This is a genomic window from Rhizobium sp. 10N427 (genome assembly GCF_056394605.1).
Window position 1 is genome coordinate 334,291 of the sequence record NZ_JBFTID010000006.1, and the last position, 20,487, is coordinate 354,777.

Sequence of the window (20,487 nt, forward strand, 5' to 3'; positions counted from 1 at the left end):
CCTAGCCGGCGATCGTCAAACGTGCGCGGTTGCCGCTCTTGACCAGCCTTGTACCATATTGGTTGGAACGGTCGGCCAGGTCGCCGAGGATTTCGCCGGCGAGCCAGCCTTCGGCAAGCACGGGATAGGGAAGACGCGCTGCTGTTCTGTCATCTAGCGCATCCGGCCCGCCGACCGCGATTGGGTCGAGATCGATGCCCTCAAGGTTTCCTTCGCCGTCAAAATGGCAGGTTGCAATCACGCTCTTCCAGACGTCGCGCGGGCTCCACTCGTCATCATCATGCGACGTATGGAACAGGAAATTGCCGAGCCCATAGAAGATCGGCGCGTTCTTATAGATCTCGACCCCCTGGAGAACCGGCGCGCCGTGGCTGACGAACATGCGCGCACCGGCGTCGACACAGATCCGTGCGAAATCCTGAACCCATCCCGGCGTTCGCAACCAGTCCGGCTCCCAATGATGGTGATGCATATAGGCAATGACAAACAGGCCTTCTGCCGTCGCCTTGCGGATCGCAGAGAGCTGGCGGATCGCGCTTTTCGGATCGACAGTGACCCGACGATGCGTAACTCGGCCCTGTCTGAAGACTGTTCCGAAGAAGTCGGTTTCATTTGTGCCGTCGGTTTGCGGAGGATCGTTAGGCTGGGCATAGTTGGCAAGCTCCAGCTGCGTCGTTCCGACTTGGCGCTGCAGGTGCTGAAGCACCGCAAAGGCGGGTTCGTCGACGTCGAACCGGCGCTCTACCTTAAGCTCGTTCACGCCTGGACGCGCCGGACGAGTGCCTTTGGCGTCGGCGGCATACATGAATGCGGGGCCTGGTCCAGCGTCCATGGCGACCAGCCCGATTCCGCGGCCCGCGGCTTTGCCCTTCCCGGGTGCTTCGGCAGACTGCAGATCCTGGCCGGTGCCTGCGTAAATGAACCCAAGACGTCTTGCCTCCTCGATAGTCGAAAGAATACCGGGTGGCCCAAGATCGAAGGCGTGATTGTTTGCCAGTGACAGGACCGAGAATCCCATGCTCTTCAGGCAGTCGAGCACCACGGGTTCGGCATAGCCGAAATAGGAGCCTTTCAGCGGCCAGCCACCGTGGCTTCCAAGGACTGTCATCTCGAAATTGGTGAAGGCAAGATCGGCACGCCGGATCAAAGCTATGACGGCGTCGAGGCGGCTGTCGGCCACGCCGCGAAGATCCTGGTGGATGAGAGATTGGCCGGTGGCCACGACGGAAAACGGAGAGGTCATAGTAACTCCTTGAGAAAGTGCCGCTTCGCCTTTCGACGAAGCGGCCGGAAGGATGTCCGGATTCAGGGGGTGGGGGAGACATCCATTCCGAACCATTGCAGGCTGAGTCGCTTCAACGTGCCGTCGGCCTTGGCCTCGGTAATCGCCCGATCGAGACGTGCGGCAAGATCGGTATCCGCCTTGCGAAGGCCGATGCCGACACCCGGGCCCCACGGCCCACCCGACAGTTCCGGTCCGTAGAATGCGGCTTGCCTGCCGCCATCGCTGTCCAGAAACGCCTTCCACGTGAAATAGTCCGCGAGCCCGCCATCGATGCGTCCGGCAGCAAGGTCGAGCTGGAGATTGTCCTGTGAGTCGTAACTGCGTATCTCTGCACTGGAGCCGACCAGTTCCTTGAGCACGATCTCGGAATTGGACGAGCGCAGCACGCCGAGCGTCTTGCCTTTCAGAGCCAGTTTCAACCCATCAAGGACGCGCTGCTTGTTGGCGGTGATCTCCGTTAGATCAAGCTTTTGGGTGATGTCAGTTGCCGGGAGCCCGATCTCGCTCCGCATGACGATCTGATTGAAGCCTCCAGCATAGGGCTGCGAGAAGGCGATCGACTTTTTTCTCTTCTCGGTTATCGCCATGCCGGACATGATCGCGTCGAACTTGCCGACGGTGAGTGCCGGGATGATCCCGTCCCAGTCCTGGGCGACGAAGCGGCATTCGAGTTTCACACGGCGGCACAGATCCTTGCCGACATCGATATCAAAGCCGACCAGCTCGCCATTGGCGCTGATCGAGTTCCAGGGCGGCGATGCACCCTCCGAGCCGATGGCTAGGGTTGCGGCATTGGCGGCGAGCGCGACGGTGACGTTAAGCACCAGGGCGATGCTGGTGAGTGTAAGCTTTCTCATACAGTTCCCTTCCTTTGGTTGGTCGATGGTCTTACCGGTTGCCGGATCAGTGGCGCACGATTGGGTTGAGGCCGCGCTCTATGGCTCGAGCAAGCCAGGTGATGCTGAGGGTTGTGGCAAGGTAGATCGCACCGGCGACGACGAAGACCTCGTAGGGTGCGAAGGTTGCAGAGACGAGTTGCCGTGAGAGGCCGGTAACCTCAAGAATGGTGATGGTGCTCGCAACCGAGGTTGCTTTCAGCATTCCGATCACCTCGTTGGTATAGGCGGGAAATACTGTGCGGATCATCAGTGGGTAGGTCACGAAACAGAGCGTCTGCAGACGCGTAAGGCCGAGTGCCTTGGCGGCCTCGATGGGACCTTTCGGAACTGCCAGGAAGCCACCGCGGAAAATCTCGGTCGTGTGGGCGGCACTGTTCAGCGTGAACGCTATCAGAGCGCACCAGAGGGGTTCACGGAAGACTGGCCAGAGAAAGCTATCGCGGACTAGAGCAAGCTGCCCGAGGCCGTAATAGATCAGGAAGAGCTGGACCATCAGTGGTGTGCCCCGGAATATATAGGTATAGCCGAGCACGATTGACGAACTCAGGGTGCCCTTGGCAGTGCGCACGAGTGCAAGAGGAAGCGAGACGATGAACGCTACAAGGAGCGGCACGATCGTCAGCCCTGCCGTCAGGACCAGACCGGTCGGAAGCAGCATGATTGCCTCGCGAAACGCATCGAGATTCATCGCTGCCTGCCCCGGTAGTCGAACTTTCTTTCCAGGATCGTGAAGGATAAAAGCGCGATACTTGTCAGCGCCAGATAAATGGCCGAGGCAGCAAGAAAATAGGGCAGGGGTGCACGGTTGGATCCGGCGCCGACATAAGCGACGCGCATGATGTCGCTGAGGCCGACAATGGACACAAGCGCGGTATCCTTGATGAGCGAGATGCAAAGATTGCCATAGGCTGGCAATGCGAGAGGAAGCATCTGGGGAACGATGACCAGCATCCAGCGGTGCAGGCGCGGCAGGCCGAGAGCGAGGGCCGCTTCCGTCTGCCCTCGCGGAATAGCCATAATTGCGCCTCTGAAAATCTCGGCGGCGTAGCCGCCAAAGACGATCGTCAGCGCAGCCGCGCCGGCCGCAAAGGCATTCACCTCCACATAGCGTCCAGCGATAGCGCTAAGACCGGCCGTGCCGCCAAAAAAGACGACCAGAATGATGAGCAGCTCCGGTACGCCGCGGATGACGGAAACATATCCGGCAGCGAGTTGACGAAGCGTCGCGGAACGTGACAGCGAGGTGCCAGCGGCGGTCAGCCCGATAAAGGTTCCAAAGCAAGCGCTGACGAAAAATACAGATAAAGTCACAAGTATCCCGATACTGAAATCAGAATAGCGCATGATTAGTTCTCCAAGGCAGGAAGCGCCAGTTGATTCTATACAAATAGGATTGGCAAACTATAAAGATTATTTCTCGTTAAAACGCCTGCGTAAACCGGGGCGCGACATTTTATCGAGCAATAACCTTTGATTGCTGACCTTATGTTTGAAAATATACTTTACAAAATGGAGGTCAATTTATAAGCTGCGATTAAAACCGATAAGTAAACCTTATCGAGATGACCTCACGTCATGGGAGCAGCTATGTGGAGATACTGAGTTCCGGTCTGAAGCTGCGTCATCTACAGGTATTGCGCCAGGTCATGAAGGCTGGGTCAGAGCGATCGGCGGCCCGCAATCTGCGCATCAGCCAGCCGGCAGTCAGCCAAAACCTCCGCCAGTTGGAAGCGATTGTTGGTTTTCCACTCTTCATCAGGGAGAATAATCGCCTGGTGGCGACCACGCAGGCCCATGAATTGCTTCGCAGCGTCGACACCGCCTTTGCCGGCCTTGACCGTCTTGGACGGGCCATAGACGGTATCCGGAACAGCGACAGAAAAATCGTGACGATCGCCGCGCCGAGTGCCTTCTGCCTCCGGCTGCTTCCTTCAGTTGCGGTTGCTGTCAGGAGCAATAAGGCTGGCCAGGCATTTAGCATTCGCACCGGCGCCTATGACGAACTCGCCGATCACGTCCATCACGGGCGCGCGGACATCGCGCTGACGCGATTGCCGCTCGATGACCGCCTCTACGATTGCCGTCCACTGGGCACTGCGGCGAACGTCTGCCTCTTTCCCAAAGGTCATCGTTTCCACGAGCGCAACATCCTCACGCCCGATGATCTTGTCGGCGAACCGCTTGTCGACATCGATCCCCAGTTCGCCTCGCATCAAATGAACGTCAATGCACTGAGGTTCATGGGCGAAACCCCCGAGGTCGCGGTTGAATATGACGCCCACGGTCATGACGCAGGCTTCGTTGCCGCTGGCCTCGGCGTCTCGATCACCAATGACCTGGTGGCTCGCGAGTATCAGCGCTTCGAGCTACTTTCTCGCCCCTTCGAGCCAAGCGCCACCTATCACTATGTGATTGCATGGCAGAAGGAACGGCGGCCGGACGGGGCGGTCCAGCGAACTATCGATGCGCTTATACGGGCGGTAGAGGAAAACGGCCGGCTGGATACCTGACTGTCAGGCCGAAGCGGCAGGGTCCCTATTGGATGTGCGATTGCGCGCCAGTCCAATTCTTGATCAGCTGTGCGCAGCAAGCGCATGCTTGACGCGGGCAATGCAGACGACCACGGCGCCGATGACGATTGGGACCGATCCAAGCATGATGAGCGGATCGACATGGAGGCCCGCGTGATCGGCTGCCTCGAACGTGATTTTGAGCAAGCCCAGGAGATAGTAGGTGATGGCGATGATCGAAAAGCCTTCCACCGCTCTCTGGATCTTGACCTGAACGGCGGCTCGTTCTGCCATCGCCTGAATTTGCACGGTGTTCTGGAACTCGATTTCGACCTGTATGCGCGTCTGTAGCAGATCAATCAGATGCATCACTGCGCGCGAAAGCTGATCCAGGCGCAGCGCCGTCGCCTCACACGTGCGGACAGCAGGCCTGAAGCGGCGGGTGACGAAAATTCCGAACCTTTGATATCCAGGTAAGTGTGTTTCTCTGAGCTCGGTGATCCGCTCCTCCACGATCCGCGCATAGGCGGCGGTTGCCCCGAAGCGGTTGCGCGTCCTTGCGGATGCGGAAATAATCTCGGCCGAGAAGGCCGATATTTCCTCCAGAAGTTTCCTGTGCTCAGCCTGAGCGGTCGTCTGGTTCCGGTTCGACAGTTCCATCAGCCTGCTGTCGTAGGACCCGAGCGATGGCGCCAGTCTGCGTGCTTCAGGAAGTCCAAGCAGTGCCATGGCCCGGTAAATCTCGATCTCGTAGATGCGGCGGACCATACGGCCAAGACGATAGGCATTCAGGCCGTTGTTGAACAGCAGTATTCGGCTGGTGCCGTCAGCCTGGACCCTGAAATCGGAGACCACGGTTGCATCGCCGCCGGCAACGGCGGAAGCAGCGCTATCTCCAAATCCGAACTGGCTGAGAGTTGGTCCAAGTTCTGCCGGCGCCGGGCCAAGGACAAGAATGCCGACATGCGAGACCAGTTTTGGTGCGCAAGGGCCAAAAAGTGCAGTAATCTCCTCAGAAGAGAATGTCGGACGTGGCCAGCTCTGGGGCTCCAGTTCCAGTCTGGATACCCTGGTCGCACTGACAAATTCGGTGTGGACTTCGATCTGCACTGGTGCCGTACCGCCGTCGTCACTCGACAGAAGGCGGCTCCCGATCGGGCCGCCCATTTCAACAGGGACAAGCGCGACGTGCTCGACATAGGCGGGCCCCTCGAAATAGATCGAGGGCCGGGCATGTAGTTCCGCATTGAAATCCGACGTCATGGATCCATCTCCCGGCAATCGAAACTTGCTCGGCGACATCGCTTTGAAGCCGCCAGAAACCTCAATCATCAGCGACGGGGCAGGTCAACGCGGCGGCGGTTCTTCTAATCGATTTTAAGTTTGGATTTTGAAATCGTCACTCGTCTATTCACCGAGATTCGGCCTCTACCCCCGGTGGGCCGGCTTACCTACGACGTAGATAGATGAAATTCAGCGCCCTTCAGTAATGCGCTATTTGCGATTGGCTCGTCCCCTCGCTGGCTTCCGAAGCCAACGACGGCGATCATGGTCCAATCGGGAAAAGTCATCAATTGTGGCGATGGCTATTGCGGGGACTGTGGGTTTCATTGCCGGTATTGCGCTTGCGGGCGTATCGCTGATTTGTTGGCTTGGATGACGCAGTGACACATCATTTGCCGTGACGCGGTCCGAAGCAAACGACCGGCGCATGGGAATGCGGTGAATCTGGCCGCAGCTTCCCGGCATACCGAAGGCTGAGCAGGTGAAGATCGTACTTAATTAGCGACGAGCTTCTGCGCGCACCTATGGCAACAGAAGGATAAACTTCCTCCAGGACGGCAATGTGCCAGGCATGGGCATACGTCCACAGCCAGCGCGTTAGCCGATGGCCCGCGCTCGCCGAGGCCAGTCTCGCGGATTCTTTTGACGTCGTGCTATCAATTGAGATCCATCACGGCGATAGCAATTGATCCACAGAGGCTGGCGAGAAAGCACCCGATACCGATCAGTGTGACCTTTTATGTTCATAGTGGCCCGTCGAAGGCAAGTCTCCCACCCGGCGCGTGTGCGGTACAGTGATTGGCCGGGTGGGAAGAATTGGCGGCAACCCCAGAAGCCGCACCAAAATGAAAAGCAGGTCTTGGGTTTTGGTTCAATGCGAAACGCTGCGTAAGCTTATCAGGTAAGGTTAAGCCGTCGCCTTTTAACGATCGCAATGGCGGATGAACACCGATGTCAACAGCGGGAGCTTGCATTAATATCCATATGGGCCGAGTGACCGATGCGGCCGATCGAGCGTATCTCTCCGCTGCGATAAACGGCCTAGAGAACATTGCTTTCCAGCTCATATTGAAGGCTGGCGATGTTGCGGGTGTGAATTGGGAAGGAGATGACCATTTGCCCAAGTAAACAGGCCCCCCGGTTTCGCTGTGACGGGATCCGTACTTGGGTCATGGCATCGGCCAGCATGCAAGCGTCCGTTCGGGATGACCCCTCCAGTGTAGCCTTCAACAAACATTTCCCTTAGATAGAGACGACTGGCCTGGGGCGTAGGGAGCCACCGAGCTTGCAGCGCGCTTTGCCTCCCCGTGCGGAGCGCCCAACTTATCCTCAATCCAAGGTCTGCCGGAGGCAATGCAGTCAGAAGCGGTAGCGTTTTGTTCAACTGGGGGACAAGCAGTGATACGAGCTGTCCGAGCGGACCGGTCCACGGCAAAAAATGGGCGTCGTCGTGTTCGCCATCATCACCGGGCAATGCAGCATATAACTAGGCAGGGACGGATGCCACTTGCGGAAAGCCTGGCCGGGGAGGGGTGATGCAGACTTTCCGCGCCTGTAGGCGAAACATAAATATATACTGTTACTGCTATTTCATAGGGCCCTTTTGTCGCAGGCAGGGCTCCTGCACGGGAACGCTTCCCAGGCGCCAGCATGAGCAACAGAGTACAGGATGATAGTCGTTCCGGTGATTTTAGGAGGAATGGGGCCTGCTACCCAGCAAACAGGCAGGCCCGTAACAGTGTCACGGGATCTCATTCCGTGACGATTCAACATCGATCCAACTCACCACGTCCTTAACCGATGGACGTGGTTGCATGAAGATGCGAATGGCCCTGCAAAAGGTAGCCTGAGTAGCATGACGAGACGGTTGAAATGTCTAATGCTGGCGTTTCGGTATCGCTGATAATGTGGGGCGGGATAGTTTCTGGCGCCCTCTGGCTGATGAGCGACGGCACAGAGCGCGTTTACCTCTGTATCCGCTGATCACTGCAATCCCCGCATATTGTTTGCCTGCGGCAGACATCGCAAGGAAACCTCGTCTGCAGCCCTTTCCCCGCCCTTAATGACGGGCGGCCGTGTTTATAGGCCGCGTTGCGCGCATTGTACGCGACGATAATACTTACATCGTGACGTTGCTCGTGGCTCATTTCGATCCGCTGGCCGAAGTCGTTGGAGATCGACGCGCGATATCGGCTACTCTCGCTTTCGTGGCAGGAGACCCCCACGAATTCTGGAGGCTCTGTCCTTTTGCGCTGTTGCGGCAGGCTTTGCATGGGCTGACTGCAAAGCAATAAGGCTCTGCAGTGCACTTTCACGGTCTGCCTCACTCACTTTGCCGACGGAAACACCTGTCAGATCAAAACGCTCTGCGCCCTTCTGGGCGCAGGCAAGGTAATATCGCTTCGAGTGAACATAGCCAGACGTGACCCGGCGAAGTTTCGATATGGTTATGCCCGGCTTGAGCAAGCCTCTGATCTGGTCGAAGAGACCAATTGCGAAAGGCCGGACGGGCTCGCCTATTTCGGATGGCAGAATATCGATGGCGCGTACGAGCAGCTCGATGATGGCTTGGGCGCGCCTGACCTCAAGCTCGGTTGCGAGAATGGGATGTGTATCTTCCCTCCGTGGTTTCTCTGCCGTCAACTCCGGGTCGCTCATGATCATCTGCCTTGGGGCTGGCGATTGTGTTCATATGGGTTTGCTGTTGCAGCCATTAAATTGCGAAACGGCAATAAGGCAAGGGGCTAGCTAGCCTGTGACGAAGTCTGGCCGAGCGAGAAGATGGAATATGTAATTGACGGCACGGGCTCGCGACGGAGCGTTGACGCTGGCGCGCAGTGTCACCAGACTTCGCGTCCCGCGCGCGCCGGAGCCCTCAAGTTTCATGCGTTAGGACTGAGCGATGCCCCAGTCGATCTGAGACAATTAAATTGCGACTGATTTGCTATCGCGGCCGGCTCGCTCCCCATCACGAGCCTTTCACGCCTGAATAGCTGTCTGCCTCTACATTGGCTCCGCCACTTGGCTGGGCGAAAAGCGTGCCCCTCCTGAAGGTGCCGGTCACACAGCGCTCACCGATGTACTCGAATTATGGACCGGGAGCACTCTCGGAGAAGGAGACGCGGCTCGATGATCTGTTCGCAGACCCTGGTCAGCTCGCGCCACTTGCCGATGATGCGTTAGAGCGCCAGACGATCGACAGGATGTTAAAGCTTATGGGGCGCCAACGAAGCCCCGGATGAGGCACACAAGAGTTTGAGCTTGGCGCCAGCTTGTCGCCCGCTGACCCGTCAGCGCTGAACTCTGAACTGAGCGGTCACGATCGGGTGTGGTCACCGCATTGGCTTTCGTTTCACAAAGCGTTTGGTGTATTTCAAAGCCAATGCCCGGTGTTTTCAATGTTCTTAACCAGGTTTCTGTTCGATGTGAGGCAGCAGATCTCGCATCTAGCGCAAGAGGTCGCCCTCACGGCTGGCGTTCTCCGCCTCCCACCCAAACTTCCACGCATCGTGGCAGGAAAGCCAGTCGGCCAATCCGTCATGGTTTTCTGGGGGAAGCTTGTCTGCTTTTAGGAAGGGGTTCTCGTGGCCGGCAAGTCCCAAAACACACGCTCTCGCCCCGGCCTCCTGCAGATCCATCAGTTCTTCTATCGTCATAAGTTATCCCCTCAGGCGGAGGCTACCAACAGGAGGAGCTAATGCAAGCATTGTCTTTCTTGAGGGATTGCAGATGCTAGGGATTTGCATCGGAATAGCTGGTCCGAAGAGCGCAGTGGGGCCTGTTGTTCAAGGGAACCTAGGTTTCGCGCCCCGAAGTAAGAACGGTCGACTGGAGCACTATGACAACAGCCTGGCTTGCGCGGTTATCGGGTACGGTGCGGTGAAACACAGTGGTCGGAAGAATCACCCAGTATGTGCGGCCCTAGTATTGCCATCTTCGTTTCTGGCAATGATCCGGTCAAAATCTACGCCCGCCATCGGGCGGGAAAAATAGAAGCCTTGCAGATCGGTACAACCGGCCGCGATCAGGAAGTCGCGTTGCCCTTGGGTTTCGATACCTTCAGCTGTAGTGGTTTTTCCGAGCGTTCTGCTCAATCCGATGATCGACGAAACGATGGCAGCTCCCTCGGCCTGGCTTCCAAGCAAGTTGACAAATGAGCGATCGATCTTGATCCTGTCGATATTGAATTGGATTAGATGGCTAAGGGACGAGAAGCCGGTCCCGAAATCATCCAAGGCAATGCGAATTCCGTGCGCCCGAAGGATCGCAAGCGTCTCCTGAGCGCCGTGGTCCAGGTCGAAAAGCGCAGCCTCGGTGAGTTCGAGTTCGAGACGCGAGGGGCTGAGGCCAGCCTCCTTGATAATCGAAAGAACGCGGTCGCCAAATCCGCGGCGCCGGACTTGGGTGGGCGAAACGTTGACGGCCAGCGTGATGCCCATAGGCCATGATGCCGCTCTGAGCGCGGCAGTTCTCAACACCCATTCCCCGAGTTGATCGATAAGACCGGCCTCCTCGGCAATCGGAATAAACATGTCGGGCGTGAGCAACCCTAGATGCGGATGCCTCCACCGTACCAAAGCCTCTGCACCCGACAGCGGCATTTCTTCGGAAGCCAGGTGGACTGATTGGAAGAATACTTCCAGTTCGCCCTTATGTTCTTGGGTGATGGAATCGCTGGCGGAGCCCAGAAGAAGACGAAGATCCTGAGTCAGGTTGTCCTTTTCGACATTTCGAGTATCGAGATATTCGTGATACTCGACACACCGACCCCTTCCATGGCTTTTGGCCTCGTAAAGCGCCACGTCAGCGCGGCGAAGGTATTCGCTGCGGGCTAAGGTCCGGTCGTTGACAATAACAGCACCAATCGAGCCGCCAATCCTGACAACGATATCGCCGTTGCGCAGGTTGAATGGCTTGGCGAGCTCGGAGACGACCTCGTCCCATAATTCCGGGAGCGCTCGCCCCGCTGCGCTCCCAGGGGGCAGGAGCAAGGCGAATTCGTCGCCGCCCATCCTGGCAAGCATATCCCGTTCTCCGAACAGAGGGCTCAGCCGGATCACAACGCTGCGGAGAAGCTCGTCTCCAGCCGGGTGTCCGTAGGTGTCGTTAACCTCTTTAAAGCGATCCAGGTCAATGAGTGCCACGACGGCGTCGCCGGCAGAAGCATCCAGGGTGCCGAGACAATGCTGAAAGCGCTCCGCAAAGAGCGCTCTGTTGGGCAATCCCGTCAACACGTCATGATAGGATAGATGACGAGCATGGTCCTCGCTGCGGCCGAGTTCCTTCAGACTTTTTCTCAGGCGTCCCATCAGAGCGAAGAACAGACCGCCGATCAACAGTCCTGCGACCGAGAGGAGGGGCACGAGACGGGCAACGACGCGTGAGCCGGGAAGATCCGGCGTCCATATGATAAAACCGATGGGTTCGTTCGTAGCAGTTGCCTCGATCTGGAAGGCGACCTCGTTTGCATCAGCGTCTGCGGTCCGCGCGTACCGGGCGCCGGCAAGGCCTTGCTCACGGCTGAGCGCATCAAGAGTGGCCCCATCGAGAAAGCGGAAAGCAGCGAGATACAAGGGCTGCACTGGTGTTACCTTGACGCCATTGGCTTCGATTGACCCTGTCACTTTCGCGACGCCCGCAATAGACGGCCGCCCCTCCAGTTTCATCAGAGCAACATGGATCCTTTCTGGGTTAGTCTCGCTCTGCCCAGGGCCATTGAGATCGGACTCCTTTATCATCGGCAAAAGGAGCGGGCGGATCCATTTGTACCGGCGGGCGGTTTCGGCGTCGGCCTCCAGCGCAAGATCGCCGGTCGATGTGACCAGATAAGTGCCGTTGTAACCAAACACGGTCTTTGCGACCGTGGCGAAAGCTTCGGCGGTGCTACTGTCGTATCCGCCATCCGCGGCCACCGCATTTCCCGACAGGAGTGACGAGAAGCCTGCAGCCATCAAGCGCATGTCTTTCGAAACCCGGTCCACCTGGTCCTGAAGGCGGCCGTTGACGAGTTTGCGCTGATGGTCCAACGCCGCAGCGTCACTTTCTTTCCCCGCCCAAAGTGCCGCGACGAACACGAGGCCGAGAATGGCAACACCGCTGATCGCTAGCAGCACAAGTGTGGCTCCAGAGGAGCGGGCAGCTTTCTGGGCAAGACGTTGAGGCAGATCATATGCAGACAAAGCGCTTCTCTCCCGGGGCGCCTTCAATTCTGGCGCGCATTCATTACGAAAAGCTTGTCAAGGATCCGCAAATTTAGTGCTTGGAAAGGGTAAGCATCTTAAACCTTTGATGGTTTGATTGGCATCGTCAAACAGCCTGATAGGCGCAACGAACAGTGGGGTCGCAACATGCCAGAAATGAAGATGCTCATTAYGCGACGGATGCTGGTTTTGGGTTCGGTGATGGCCATGGCCGCAGGGGCGCCGTTTCCGTTGCTGGCAGCCGAATACGATACCGTCCGCGTGGCGGTCGAAGGCGGCTTTCCACCGTTCAACTACCTAGACTCCGAGAACCAGCTCCAGGGATTTGACGTCGATGTCGCCAAAGCCCTGTGTGAGGCGGCAGCACTTAAATGCGAATTCGTGATCCAGGAGTGGACCGGCATGATCCCCAACCTGCTCGCAAACAAGTATGACGCCATCGTTTCGTCGATGTCCATGAGCGCCGAGAGACGCGAGAAAGTGGCGTTCTCGGCAAAATATTATGACAGTCCCTCGGTGTTCATCGTGCGCAAAGGCTCCGATATCGCAGGTACGTCGCCGGACGACCTGAAAGACAAGAGGCTTGGCGTCACTGCATCAACGGCGCAGGAGGCATACGCAAAGAAATACTATGGCAATGTATCGACGGCCGTGGTTCAGGCCTCGCCCGACCTTTACAAGGAACTGGCTGAAGGAAGTGTTGATATCATCTTTGAAGACAAACTTGCGGTTTATGACTGGCTGACCAACACCAAGGCAGGAAGCTGCTGCGAGTTCAAGGGCGAGGACATCAAGAATGCTGAGTATTTCGGCGACGGTGCGGGGATAGCGGTGCGTCGCGATGATAAGGATTTGCTTGGAAAGCTGAATGGCGCCCTTGAGAAAATCCAGGCGAGCGATGTCTACGACACAATCAATGCGAAGTATTTTCCTTTCAGCATCAGGTAGACGCGATCCGCGATTTGGACTGCCCAACACCGCTACGTCGTCAATGGTGGATCGCGCCGGAGAATAGCCTCAGCCTGGCCGCCCCTGCAGCCCCGGACTTTTATGCGGCAGGTATATGGCCGTAACTAGGGTTGCTCGCGTGTCCCCGGCGCAGCTTCGCGCTGATCAGCATCCTCAAGATCGGTTGCGACGACAAAGGCGTCGGTATGTTGGCGTGACGCCTCCCGCAGTGCTTCAAGGCTCGGGTGATCGTCAGGGAAGGTTTCGTTAGCGTGCTCTACAGGCGCGTCGATTTCTCCGGGCGGGCGTGGAGCCTGAATATCCGTTTTGGTTTCGGACGTTTCGGTGCTTCCGACAAGAGGCTCAATCCTTGGCTGCTCCCTGGCTGGCGCATTGTCAGGTATTCCGGCGATTGTCTCGGTTCTCTCGGTCATCAAAGATCTCCTTTCGATGATAACGACGGGTCTCCAGATGGGTTCCGGACCTGCAGCACGAATGCGACTGTGGCCACGCTGCGTTGAGCGCCGCTTCCAAGACAAACCAGCTGGTGGAAACACCCCGCGCCAAGTCCTCCGCTGATGGATACGCTGATGTCGACCGACGGCGACCGGAAAGCGTGGCGCAAGGCTCGGAGAAATGTGCGCTTTCGGGCTTAGCCTTTGATCAAGGCAAAAATATCGCTATGGTTGAGCGGAGGGACAACCTCTTCGATGCTCAGTTCCCTAGTGCTCACTCCCGAGCATCACCTTAGCGCCATCTCCACTGGCGCTATTTTTAGCACAATCCCGGCAGTCGCTCCGCAGATCCTGCAAATCAAACGCGGATACTTGAGCCGGGCAAGGTGCGCAACGGCCACGGCCCGAAAATGCGTCACAGATGTTGTTCCCTCGTCCATGTGCCCGCTTGCGCGTGTGGCGATGATGTCAGGGCAGTTGAATTGCAGAAAATCCTCACCCGGGCTTCCATTAGCGCCTTCGTCCTTAGCGCGCCGATGCGCAGGCTGATGATCGATCTGTCGCCCCGTCGGGACGCGGATCTTGCGCGCCATCCGGCGCCGAACGTCCAATATCGGCAATGACCGGAAGATGGTTTGATCCATACATTGGACCCGTCCGTCGATCACTGACGGCTAACGCAGCGGAAACCGCGACATGGTCGATCGTCGAACCGAGGTAGAAATAAGGATACAGTTTCAGGCTGAAGCGGCTTGTTATCCAGGGATCACCGTCACCCGCAACGCCAAGGCCCGTCTTCTTCAGGACATCCCTGTAAAAACCGGAGGCGCGTGGTGTGTTCCAGTCGCCTGCGACGACGACGTCGGAAGCAGGAAGGTCTGATCTAACGCTGCTTGCCAATGTTTTCAGATGGAGATTCCGCTCACGCCATTGCTGAAGAGATCGCGGTGTGTCCGGATGGATCGCGTAAAGGACGAGAGGGCGGTTCCAGCCGCCGAGCTCGAGGCGCACGGGGTGCTTGTGGAACTGCTCGTCAATCGCGGGGTCCGATACCATTTTCTCACGCAGGATCGGAAACCTCGAAAACACCTTGACCCGGTCATAGGTCATAAGGTCCCGGGTCGTTTCATATGGAAAAAGGCCAAGATTGCGAATTGGGTCCTGCCAAGTGTCCAGCGTCTCCTGCAGCACCAGAAGGTCCGGTTGTTCCTCTCTTATCAACTCGAGAAACTGATCCGGATCGTTTGTGTTTTCGATGAAGAGGTTGGCCGTCAAAACACGAAAACTGCATCGAGCGGCCGTTTGGGCGACCGGGACAGCAGCATAGGGGTAGATCGATATCAGGAGAGCTGAAAGAGTTATCGCAACCGCGGGCTTTGCTCTCGTTAAAGACGCGGCAACGAGAAGCACCAGTCCTGCCACCACGACATATTGCCACGCAAATGTCAGCAGATCGAGGAGCCAGAACTGATCGGAAAACGCAACGACGGCAATCACCATGCCTGCGTATAAGATGGCGGACGCGAGTACCGTGACTGTCAGTGCCTTGCGCATTCAAGTCCCATGGGTTTGAGAACGTGCCCATCAGCTATCCGAAAGGCGGTAGGAAGTAACTGACTGTCTCACATGTGGTGTAAAGGAAAAAGCTGGGAGCAGGCGTCATCGCGACGGCGCCATGGAAGAGGTCGTTGGGCGCAGGCACTGACGCCAAACCTCGTCAGGTCTTCTCCGCTCGAAGACGGATCGCCTGCGCGGCGCAGTCTTCGTACCAAGCCGTTGCGACCATCATGACGGCGATCCGATCATCAGCGGTTTCTTGTCGAGGCCCTTTTTCATCAGCACCCCGGTATCCGGCCCGAATTGGGCATAGATTGGCATGATGCTGGCACCGAGCGCCGAGCCACGCGCACCGAGATTGCCGGCTGTAATCTTCGGCGCAATGAGCCCGGGGGGGAGCATCTGGGTGAAACAGCCTCGCACGCGATTGACCGTATCAAGAAGGAGAGGTGAGGGGAGTAACCCGTCAATCACAATGGCTTCGACATCGACAACGGCGATACTGCCGATGATGGCCTGGGCAAGCGCGTCGGCACAGTCGTCCTGCCATTCTTCGACGAACCTTCGGGCTTGTGCCGGCATCGGGTCCAGGTCACGGACGCGGCTGATGTCGATGCCATTGGTCTTCAGGTGATGGATCAGCGTGTAGATTGAAGCGCGGTGGAGGAGCACCTCAAACCTACCAGCGGGCTTTGGAACGGAACTCAGGTTTGAATGGGTTACCGGAAATGGCCCAAAAGCAGCAGTGTTGCCGTTCGGCCCGGTCTGCAGCGTACCGTCAAGAACGAGCCCGGCTCCGACGAAGGTGCTAAGCGAGATATGCAGGAAGTCGGTGAACTGCTTTCCGAGCCCGAAGACGAGTTCGGCGACGGCCGCCGCCGACGCATCGTTCTCGATCATCACGGGCAGTGCATAGGTTTCGACGAAATGCGCCTTCAGGTCAAACTGGCGCCAAGCCAGCTGAACGTCGCCTGGAAAGCCAAGTTCTTCATCCCAGCCACCGATGAAATATGGCGCCGAGACGCCTATACCCGTGAGGCGGAGGCTTGGTTGCGGACCCAGCTGCTTCTTGAACCTGTTGACTGCACTGGCTGCCAGCCGCTTGACCGTGTCCGGATCCGGATGGTCATAGTCATGTGTCTCATAGGCTACGCTTTCGCCGGCAAAATCGATCAGGATGGCATCCATCGACCGCCTGCCGATATGGAAGCCGATTGAATAGGCGCCATCGCTTGCCAGAGCGTACATGGCAGATGGCTGGCCTTTGCCGCCGTAGCGCCGCCCGTTTTCCACGAGATAGCCACCAAGAACCAGCGCATCGACGATGCCGGCGACAGCAGGGGGTGTCAGATGGGCAAAGCGGGCAATTTCTGCCTTGGAAGCCTGGCCGAAGCGGCGCACCGCGTCCAGAACAACACGCTCGTTGTAGTGCCGTAACTGTACCGAGTTGCTGCCTTTGCCCGCCATGTTCCCTACCAGTATCGATGCTTCAAAAAATGCAGTCTGCTTTATCTAAGAAGCCCTATCCGCCACCTCTGATTTGCACAAGGCCCTGACCGCTAGCCCGCACGGGAGACCTCCGACAGATTGCCCCTTGACGTGTTCGAGTTACAATTATAGTAAATTGCTTTAATTATTCCCAGTGGGAGTTGGGACTTCTTTTGACGGCTGAGAGGAGACGCCACGAGATGCATAATCGCTATCCTATCCATGCTCTGAACGGACTGGCCGGCGGCAATGCTTGACGTGGCAAACATGATTGCTTCCCAAGCCGCTGGGACGGTTGTCGCATCGCTCGAAAACGTTACCAAGGTTTTCGGGGGAACGGCAGCCGTCTCCAACGTTTCGATCGAGCTGCGCGCCGGCGAAGTGCTGGCGCTTCTGGGCGAGAACGGTGCAGGCAAAAGCACTTGCGTCAAACTTCTGGCTGGCGTGCATCATCCTGACCATGGCCGCGTTCTGGTGCGGGGAGAGCCCCAGGCATTTTTTTCGCCGCTGGAGGCGCAGAAAGCCGGCATCGCGGTGATGCACCAGCATCCCGGATTGTTTCCCGATCTCAGCATCGCCGAAAACCTGTTTATTGGGCGAACCGGACTTCGCTTGAGGCTCGATCGCCGGAAGATTGAGGCAGGCGCCCGCCGGTTGCTGGCAATCGTTGGTCTCAACGTCGATGTGACGGCTCCGCTGTCCGGCCTCAGGACATCGGAACAGCAACTGGTCGAAATTGCCAGAGCGCTATCTCTGGACGCGTCCGTCCTGATCATGGACGAGCCGACGGCAGCGCTGTCGCAAAGGGAAGTCGAGCGGCTGTTTTCCGTGGTCGACAGCTTGCGGGTGCGCGGCGTCGCCATGATGTTTGTTGGCCATCGCATGGACGAGATCTACCGGATCGCCGACAGGATCGCCGTTTTGCGCGACGGCAAGCATGTTGGTACAGAACCGGCATCGGACTTGTCGCGCGAGCGGGCCGTACAGATGATGGTCGGCCGGTCGCTCGATGGTCTTTACCCTCACCATGCAACGGCGCCAGGCGCAGTCGTCCTCAGCATCAAGGGCCTTGGCAGGGATGGCGCATTTCGCGGCGCGACGTTCGATGTCCGGGCAGGCGAAATCCTGGGGCTAGGCGGCCTTGTCGGCAGCGGCCGGACCGAAATCGCCCGTGTTCTCTTCGGTATCGACCAGCCGAGCGCAGGATCAATCGAGATCGACGGACATCCGAGGCAGTTTTCCTCGCCGAAGGATGCGATGGAAAGCGGGATTGCCTATGTCTCCGAGGACCGGATCGGTCAAAGCCTGGTTATGGATTTCCCGATCCTGACCAACGCGACGCTGACGGTTCTGGACGAAACCACCGCGACACGCCTGATATCCCGGCGCAAGGAGATCGGGATCGCCGAGCCATTTCTTTCGCGCCTGCGCCTCAGGTTCAGCTCCTACGATCAGCCGGTCAGCGCCCTGTCTGGCGGTAACCAGCAAAAGGTGGTGCTGTCCAAATGGCTGGCGACCAAGCCGCGCCTGCTCATTCTCGACGAGCCGACCCAGGGTATCGACGTCCAGACGAAGGCAGACGTCCACGCCATGATGGCAGATCTTGCCAGCCAGGGCATGGCGATCATCCTGATATCGTCGGAACTTCCCGAACTCCTTGGAATGTCTGACAGGATCGTGGTCCTCAGGGAAGGCAGCATCACGGCCGAGTTTTCCACGCAGGACGCGAGCCAGGAAAAAATTATCGCAGCCGCGACCGACGCTGTCGTCATCAAGGTCGATGGCGGCATCGTTGCGCGTCCGTCTCAAGGCAGCACCTCACAGCCGGACCATCGCGAGCCTTCGTCCGCCAAGAGCATGCTTGCGCGCCGGGAGCTTGGCCTTCTGGCGGCTATTGCAGCCGTTGTCATACCGGTCTCGATCCTGAACGTGCGAATGCTGAGCGGAGCCAATCTGTCGGCACTTGCCATGGATGCCGGACTGCTGATGATCGTGGCACTGGCGCAGATGCTTGTGATCGTGACCCGCAGCATTGACCTTTCGGTCGCGGCGATCATCGGTCTGGCTGCCTATGGCGCGGCCTCGACGCTTCATGCCCATCCAGAGATCGGTGTTTTTGGCGGCGTCTTGCTGGCATGCGCGATTGGCCTGGCGGCAGGGCTGTTGAACGGGCTGATCGTCACCTACGGACGGGTTCCTGCAATCGTTGTCACCCTCGGGACGATGTCCATCTTCAGGGGTATTAACAGTCTTTGGGCAGCCGGCACGCAGGTCAGTGCAGACCAGGTGCCACAGTCATGGCTCGACATGACGGCAACCGAAATTCTCGGCATTCCGGCTGTTCTCATCATCGCCGTCCTGACCCTTGGCGCAGTCGGCTATTTCCTGAGATCGACCTCGATCGGGCGTGAGTTCTACGCGATTGGATCCAATCCGGATGGTGCGAAACTGATCGGCATTCCGGCGCGATCGCGTGTGCTCCTTGCCTTTTGCATGTCAGGTCTGCTTGCCGGTTTCGATGGCGCGCTCTGGGCATCGCGCTATGCCACGGTCGATGCGCGCGTCGCATATGGATTTGAGCTGACGGTCATTGCCGCCGTTGTCGTTGGCGGGGTTGCCGTTCGCGGCGGCTCGGGCACGGTCCTAGGCGTGGCTGCAGGAGCATTAATGCTTCTGGTCATCAACAATGGATTGACGCTGGTGCGTGTCGATCCGCTTTGGCTTCAGGGTGTCTACGGTCTTGTCATCCTGATTGCCATCGGCATCGACGCCTATGTGGCACGCCGGGCAACCGGGAAACATCAGGGGGTTGGGCAATGAGCGAGAGCCGCACGCAGGGACCTGACTTTATCAGCCGCTTTGCTAACTGGGATAATTTCCTCGCAGTACTGACGGTGATCGTCGTTGTCTATGCCGTAGCGGGCGTCGACAATTTCGCGTCCGAATTCAATATTTCGCAAGCGATTGCCGGCATTTCCGAACGCGCCCTCATCGTCTTGCCAATGGTACTTTTGATCATTGCGCGCGAAATCGATCTGTCCGTCGGAAGCATCCTGGCGCTGACAAGCGTTCTGTTCGGCCTTCTGGTCCAATCAGGCATGCCTCTCGTTTTTGCAATTCCGTTGACACTGATTGCCGGCGGGCTGTGCGGGGCTTTCAACGGCATTCTGGTGACGGCGCTCGGGCTGCCATCGCTGGTGGTGACCCTTGGCACGATGGCTCTCTTTCGAGGCATCGGCTATATTCTCCTAGGGTCAGGATCGATCAACGAATTTCCGGATAGCTTCCTTGATTTCGGAATAGACACGCTTGGCAACTCGCCGATCCCGGAAACGATCGTCCCATTCCTGATCCTTGCCCCGATCTTTGCCGTGATCCTGCAAAAAATGCCGCTTGGACGACGCATCTATGCGGTCGGCGGCAGCCCGGATGCTGCCCGTTACTCCGGCATTCGCCTCGCACGGTTGGTCTTCGGTCTTTTTGTGACATCAGGCGTCGTCTGTGCCGCAGCCGGCATGGTCTACACGGCACGCCTGGCCAATGCGCGGGCAAACAACGCGCTCGGGATCGAGCTCGATGTGATCACCATCGCACTGCTCGGAGGCATCAGTGTGTTTGGCGGGCGGGGCAAACTGACGGGCGTGCTGTGGGCGCTCTTATTGGTCGCCACCATCAGAAACGTGCTCGGCCTTCTGCAGATCGGCGGGGATGCACAGGGGACTGTCATCGGCCTGCTTCTGATCCTGTCGCTCGTTGCCAGCAACGCGGCCGAACGTGTCTTTGCCAGAGCCAGACTTCGCAAGTTCGACATCAAACCAGGCAAGTAGTTTCCGGGACTGGCCTGTCCACATTGTACCGGAT

General features: G+C 57.9%; 15 protein-coding genes. 4 read left to right on the top strand and 11 right to left on the bottom strand.

Going from position 1 to position 20,487, the window contains the following annotated elements; genetic code table 11:
• Position 1: 1 nt before the first annotated feature.
• The 4 genes from AC1DIJ_RS15950 to AC1DIJ_RS15965 form a co-directional block, all read right to left on the bottom strand.
• On the bottom strand, positions 2-1,243 hold the full coding sequence (locus AC1DIJ_RS15950) for a CapA family protein (RefSeq protein WP_112389218.1): 1,242 nt from the start codon (positions 1,241-1,243) through the stop codon (positions 2-4).
• Between the two features lie 62 nt (positions 1,244-1,305).
• Positions 1,306-2,142, bottom strand: coding sequence for a transporter substrate-binding domain-containing protein (locus AC1DIJ_RS15955; RefSeq protein ID WP_112389217.1), 837 nt, complete (start codon positions 2,140-2,142; stop codon positions 1,306-1,308).
• Between the two features lie 46 nt (positions 2,143-2,188).
• Positions 2,189-2,872 (bottom strand): ABC transporter permease subunit, encoded by a 684-nt coding sequence (locus AC1DIJ_RS15960; RefSeq protein ID WP_112389216.1) that lies wholly within the window; start codon positions 2,870-2,872, stop codon positions 2,189-2,191.
• Positions 2,869-3,528 carry an ABC transporter permease subunit gene (locus AC1DIJ_RS15965; protein ID WP_112389215.1) on the bottom strand — a complete coding sequence of 220 codons (660 nt, stop codon included), beginning with the start codon at positions 3,526-3,528 and terminating at the stop codon, positions 2,869-2,871. The genes AC1DIJ_RS15960 and AC1DIJ_RS15965 overlap by 4 nt, the downstream gene beginning before the upstream one ends.
• Before the next feature lie 245 nt (positions 3,529-3,773).
• On the opposite strand from AC1DIJ_RS15965, the gene AC1DIJ_RS15970 reads away from it, so the two are divergent.
• Entirely contained in the window at positions 3,774-4,694 is a 921-nt protein-coding gene (locus tag AC1DIJ_RS15970) for a LysR family transcriptional regulator (protein WP_477831460.1), read from the top strand.
• A gap of 63 nt (positions 4,695-4,757) precedes the next feature.
• On the opposite strand, the gene AC1DIJ_RS15975 is transcribed toward AC1DIJ_RS15970, so the two are convergent.
• The 4 genes from AC1DIJ_RS15975 to AC1DIJ_RS15990 all read right to left on the bottom strand — a co-directional run bounded on the left by AC1DIJ_RS15975 (position 4,758) and on the right by AC1DIJ_RS15990 (position 12,157).
• Positions 4,758-5,957, bottom strand: a complete 1,200-nt coding sequence (locus tag AC1DIJ_RS15975; RefSeq protein ID WP_112389213.1) for a DUF3422 domain-containing protein — start codon at positions 5,955-5,957, stop codon at positions 4,758-4,760.
• 2,214 nt (positions 5,958-8,171) lie between these two features.
• Positions 8,172-8,636 carry a ProQ/FINO family protein gene (locus tag AC1DIJ_RS15980; protein ID WP_112389516.1) on the bottom strand — a complete coding sequence of 155 codons (465 nt, stop codon included), beginning with the start codon at positions 8,634-8,636 and terminating at the stop codon, positions 8,172-8,174.
• A gap of 788 nt (positions 8,637-9,424) precedes the next feature.
• Positions 9,425-9,634: a CrpP-related protein gene (locus AC1DIJ_RS15985; RefSeq protein WP_112389211.1), complete on the bottom strand. Its 210-nt coding sequence runs from the start codon at positions 9,632-9,634 to the stop codon at positions 9,425-9,427.
• A gap of 246 nt (positions 9,635-9,880) precedes the next feature.
• Positions 9,881-12,157, bottom strand: coding sequence for a GGDEF domain-containing phosphodiesterase (locus tag AC1DIJ_RS15990; protein ID WP_112389210.1), 2,277 nt, complete (start codon positions 12,155-12,157; stop codon positions 9,881-9,883).
• Positions 12,158-12,325: 168 nt separating this feature from the next.
• Between AC1DIJ_RS15990 and AC1DIJ_RS15995 the strand changes: the two genes are divergently transcribed.
• Positions 12,326-13,126 carry a transporter substrate-binding domain-containing protein gene (locus tag AC1DIJ_RS15995; protein WP_477831461.1) on the top strand — a complete coding sequence of 267 codons (801 nt, stop codon included), beginning with the start codon at positions 12,326-12,328 and terminating at the stop codon, positions 13,124-13,126.
• 125 nt (positions 13,127-13,251) lie between these two features.
• Here AC1DIJ_RS15995 and AC1DIJ_RS16000 read toward each other — a convergent pair whose 3' ends face one another.
• From AC1DIJ_RS16000 to AC1DIJ_RS16010, 3 genes are all read right to left on the bottom strand, one after another.
• The gene (locus tag AC1DIJ_RS16000; RefSeq protein WP_112389209.1) at positions 13,252-13,560 is read right to left on the bottom strand and encodes a hypothetical protein; all 309 of its coding nucleotides are present in this window, start codon (positions 13,558-13,560) and stop codon (positions 13,252-13,254) included.
• A gap of 546 nt (positions 13,561-14,106) precedes the next feature.
• Positions 14,107-15,135 carry an endonuclease/exonuclease/phosphatase family protein gene (locus AC1DIJ_RS16005; protein WP_112389208.1) on the bottom strand — a complete coding sequence of 343 codons (1,029 nt, stop codon included), beginning with the start codon at positions 15,133-15,135 and terminating at the stop codon, positions 14,107-14,109.
• A 231-nt stretch (positions 15,136-15,366) separates the two neighbouring features.
• Entirely contained in the window at positions 15,367-16,605 is a 1,239-nt protein-coding gene (locus tag AC1DIJ_RS16010) for an ROK family protein (RefSeq protein ID WP_112389207.1), read from the bottom strand.
• 288 nt (positions 16,606-16,893) lie between these two features.
• Between AC1DIJ_RS16010 and AC1DIJ_RS16015 the strand changes: the two genes are divergently transcribed.
• On the top strand, positions 16,894-19,446 hold the full coding sequence (locus tag AC1DIJ_RS16015; RefSeq protein WP_162706022.1) for an ATP-binding cassette domain-containing protein: 2,553 nt from the start codon (positions 16,894-16,896) through the stop codon (positions 19,444-19,446).
• The gene (locus tag AC1DIJ_RS16020; protein ID WP_112389205.1) at positions 19,443-20,453 is read left to right on the top strand and encodes an ABC transporter permease; all 1,011 of its coding nucleotides are present in this window, start codon (positions 19,443-19,445) and stop codon (positions 20,451-20,453) included. Before AC1DIJ_RS16015 ends, AC1DIJ_RS16020 begins: the two co-directional genes overlap by 4 nt.
• Positions 20,454-20,487 lie beyond the last annotated feature (34 nt).

Bases quoted from the DNA above. Each gene is read 5' to 3' on its own strand.
- AC1DIJ_RS15975 (WP_112389213.1), bottom strand. From the start codon at position 5,957: ATGACGTCGGATTTCAATGCGGAACTACATGCCCGGCCCTCGATCTAT.
- AC1DIJ_RS15955 (WP_112389217.1), bottom strand. From the start codon at position 2,142: ATGAGAAAGCTTACACTCACCAGCATCGCCCTGGTGCTTAACGTCACC.
- AC1DIJ_RS15980 (WP_112389516.1), bottom strand. From the start codon at position 8,636: ATGAGCGACCCGGAGTTGACGGCAGAGAAACCACGGAGGGAAGATACA.
- AC1DIJ_RS16020 (WP_112389205.1), top strand. From the start codon at position 19,443: ATGAGCGAGAGCCGCACGCAGGGACCTGACTTTATCAGCCGCTTTGCT.
- AC1DIJ_RS16000 (WP_112389209.1), bottom strand. From the start codon at position 13,560: ATGACCGAGAGAACCGAGACAATCGCCGGAATACCTGACAATGCGCCA.
- AC1DIJ_RS15960 (WP_112389216.1), bottom strand. From the start codon at position 2,872: ATGAATCTCGATGCGTTTCGCGAGGCAATCATGCTGCTTCCGACCGGT.
- AC1DIJ_RS15950 (WP_112389218.1), bottom strand. From the start codon at position 1,243: ATGACCTCTCCGTTTTCCGTCGTGGCCACCGGCCAATCTCTCATCCAC.
- AC1DIJ_RS15985 (WP_112389211.1), bottom strand. From the start codon at position 9,634: ATGACGATAGAAGAACTGATGGATCTGCAGGAGGCCGGGGCGAGAGCG.
- AC1DIJ_RS16015 (WP_162706022.1), top strand. From the start codon at position 16,894: ATGATTGCTTCCCAAGCCGCTGGGACGGTTGTCGCATCGCTCGAAAAC.
- AC1DIJ_RS16010 (WP_112389207.1), bottom strand. From the start codon at position 16,605: ATGGCGGGCAAAGGCAGCAACTCGGTACAGTTACGGCACTACAACGAG.
- AC1DIJ_RS15965 (WP_112389215.1), bottom strand. From the start codon at position 3,528: ATGCGCTATTCTGATTTCAGTATCGGGATACTTGTGACTTTATCTGTA.
- AC1DIJ_RS16005 (WP_112389208.1), bottom strand. From the start codon at position 15,135: ATGCGCAAGGCACTGACAGTCACGGTACTCGCGTCCGCCATCTTATAC.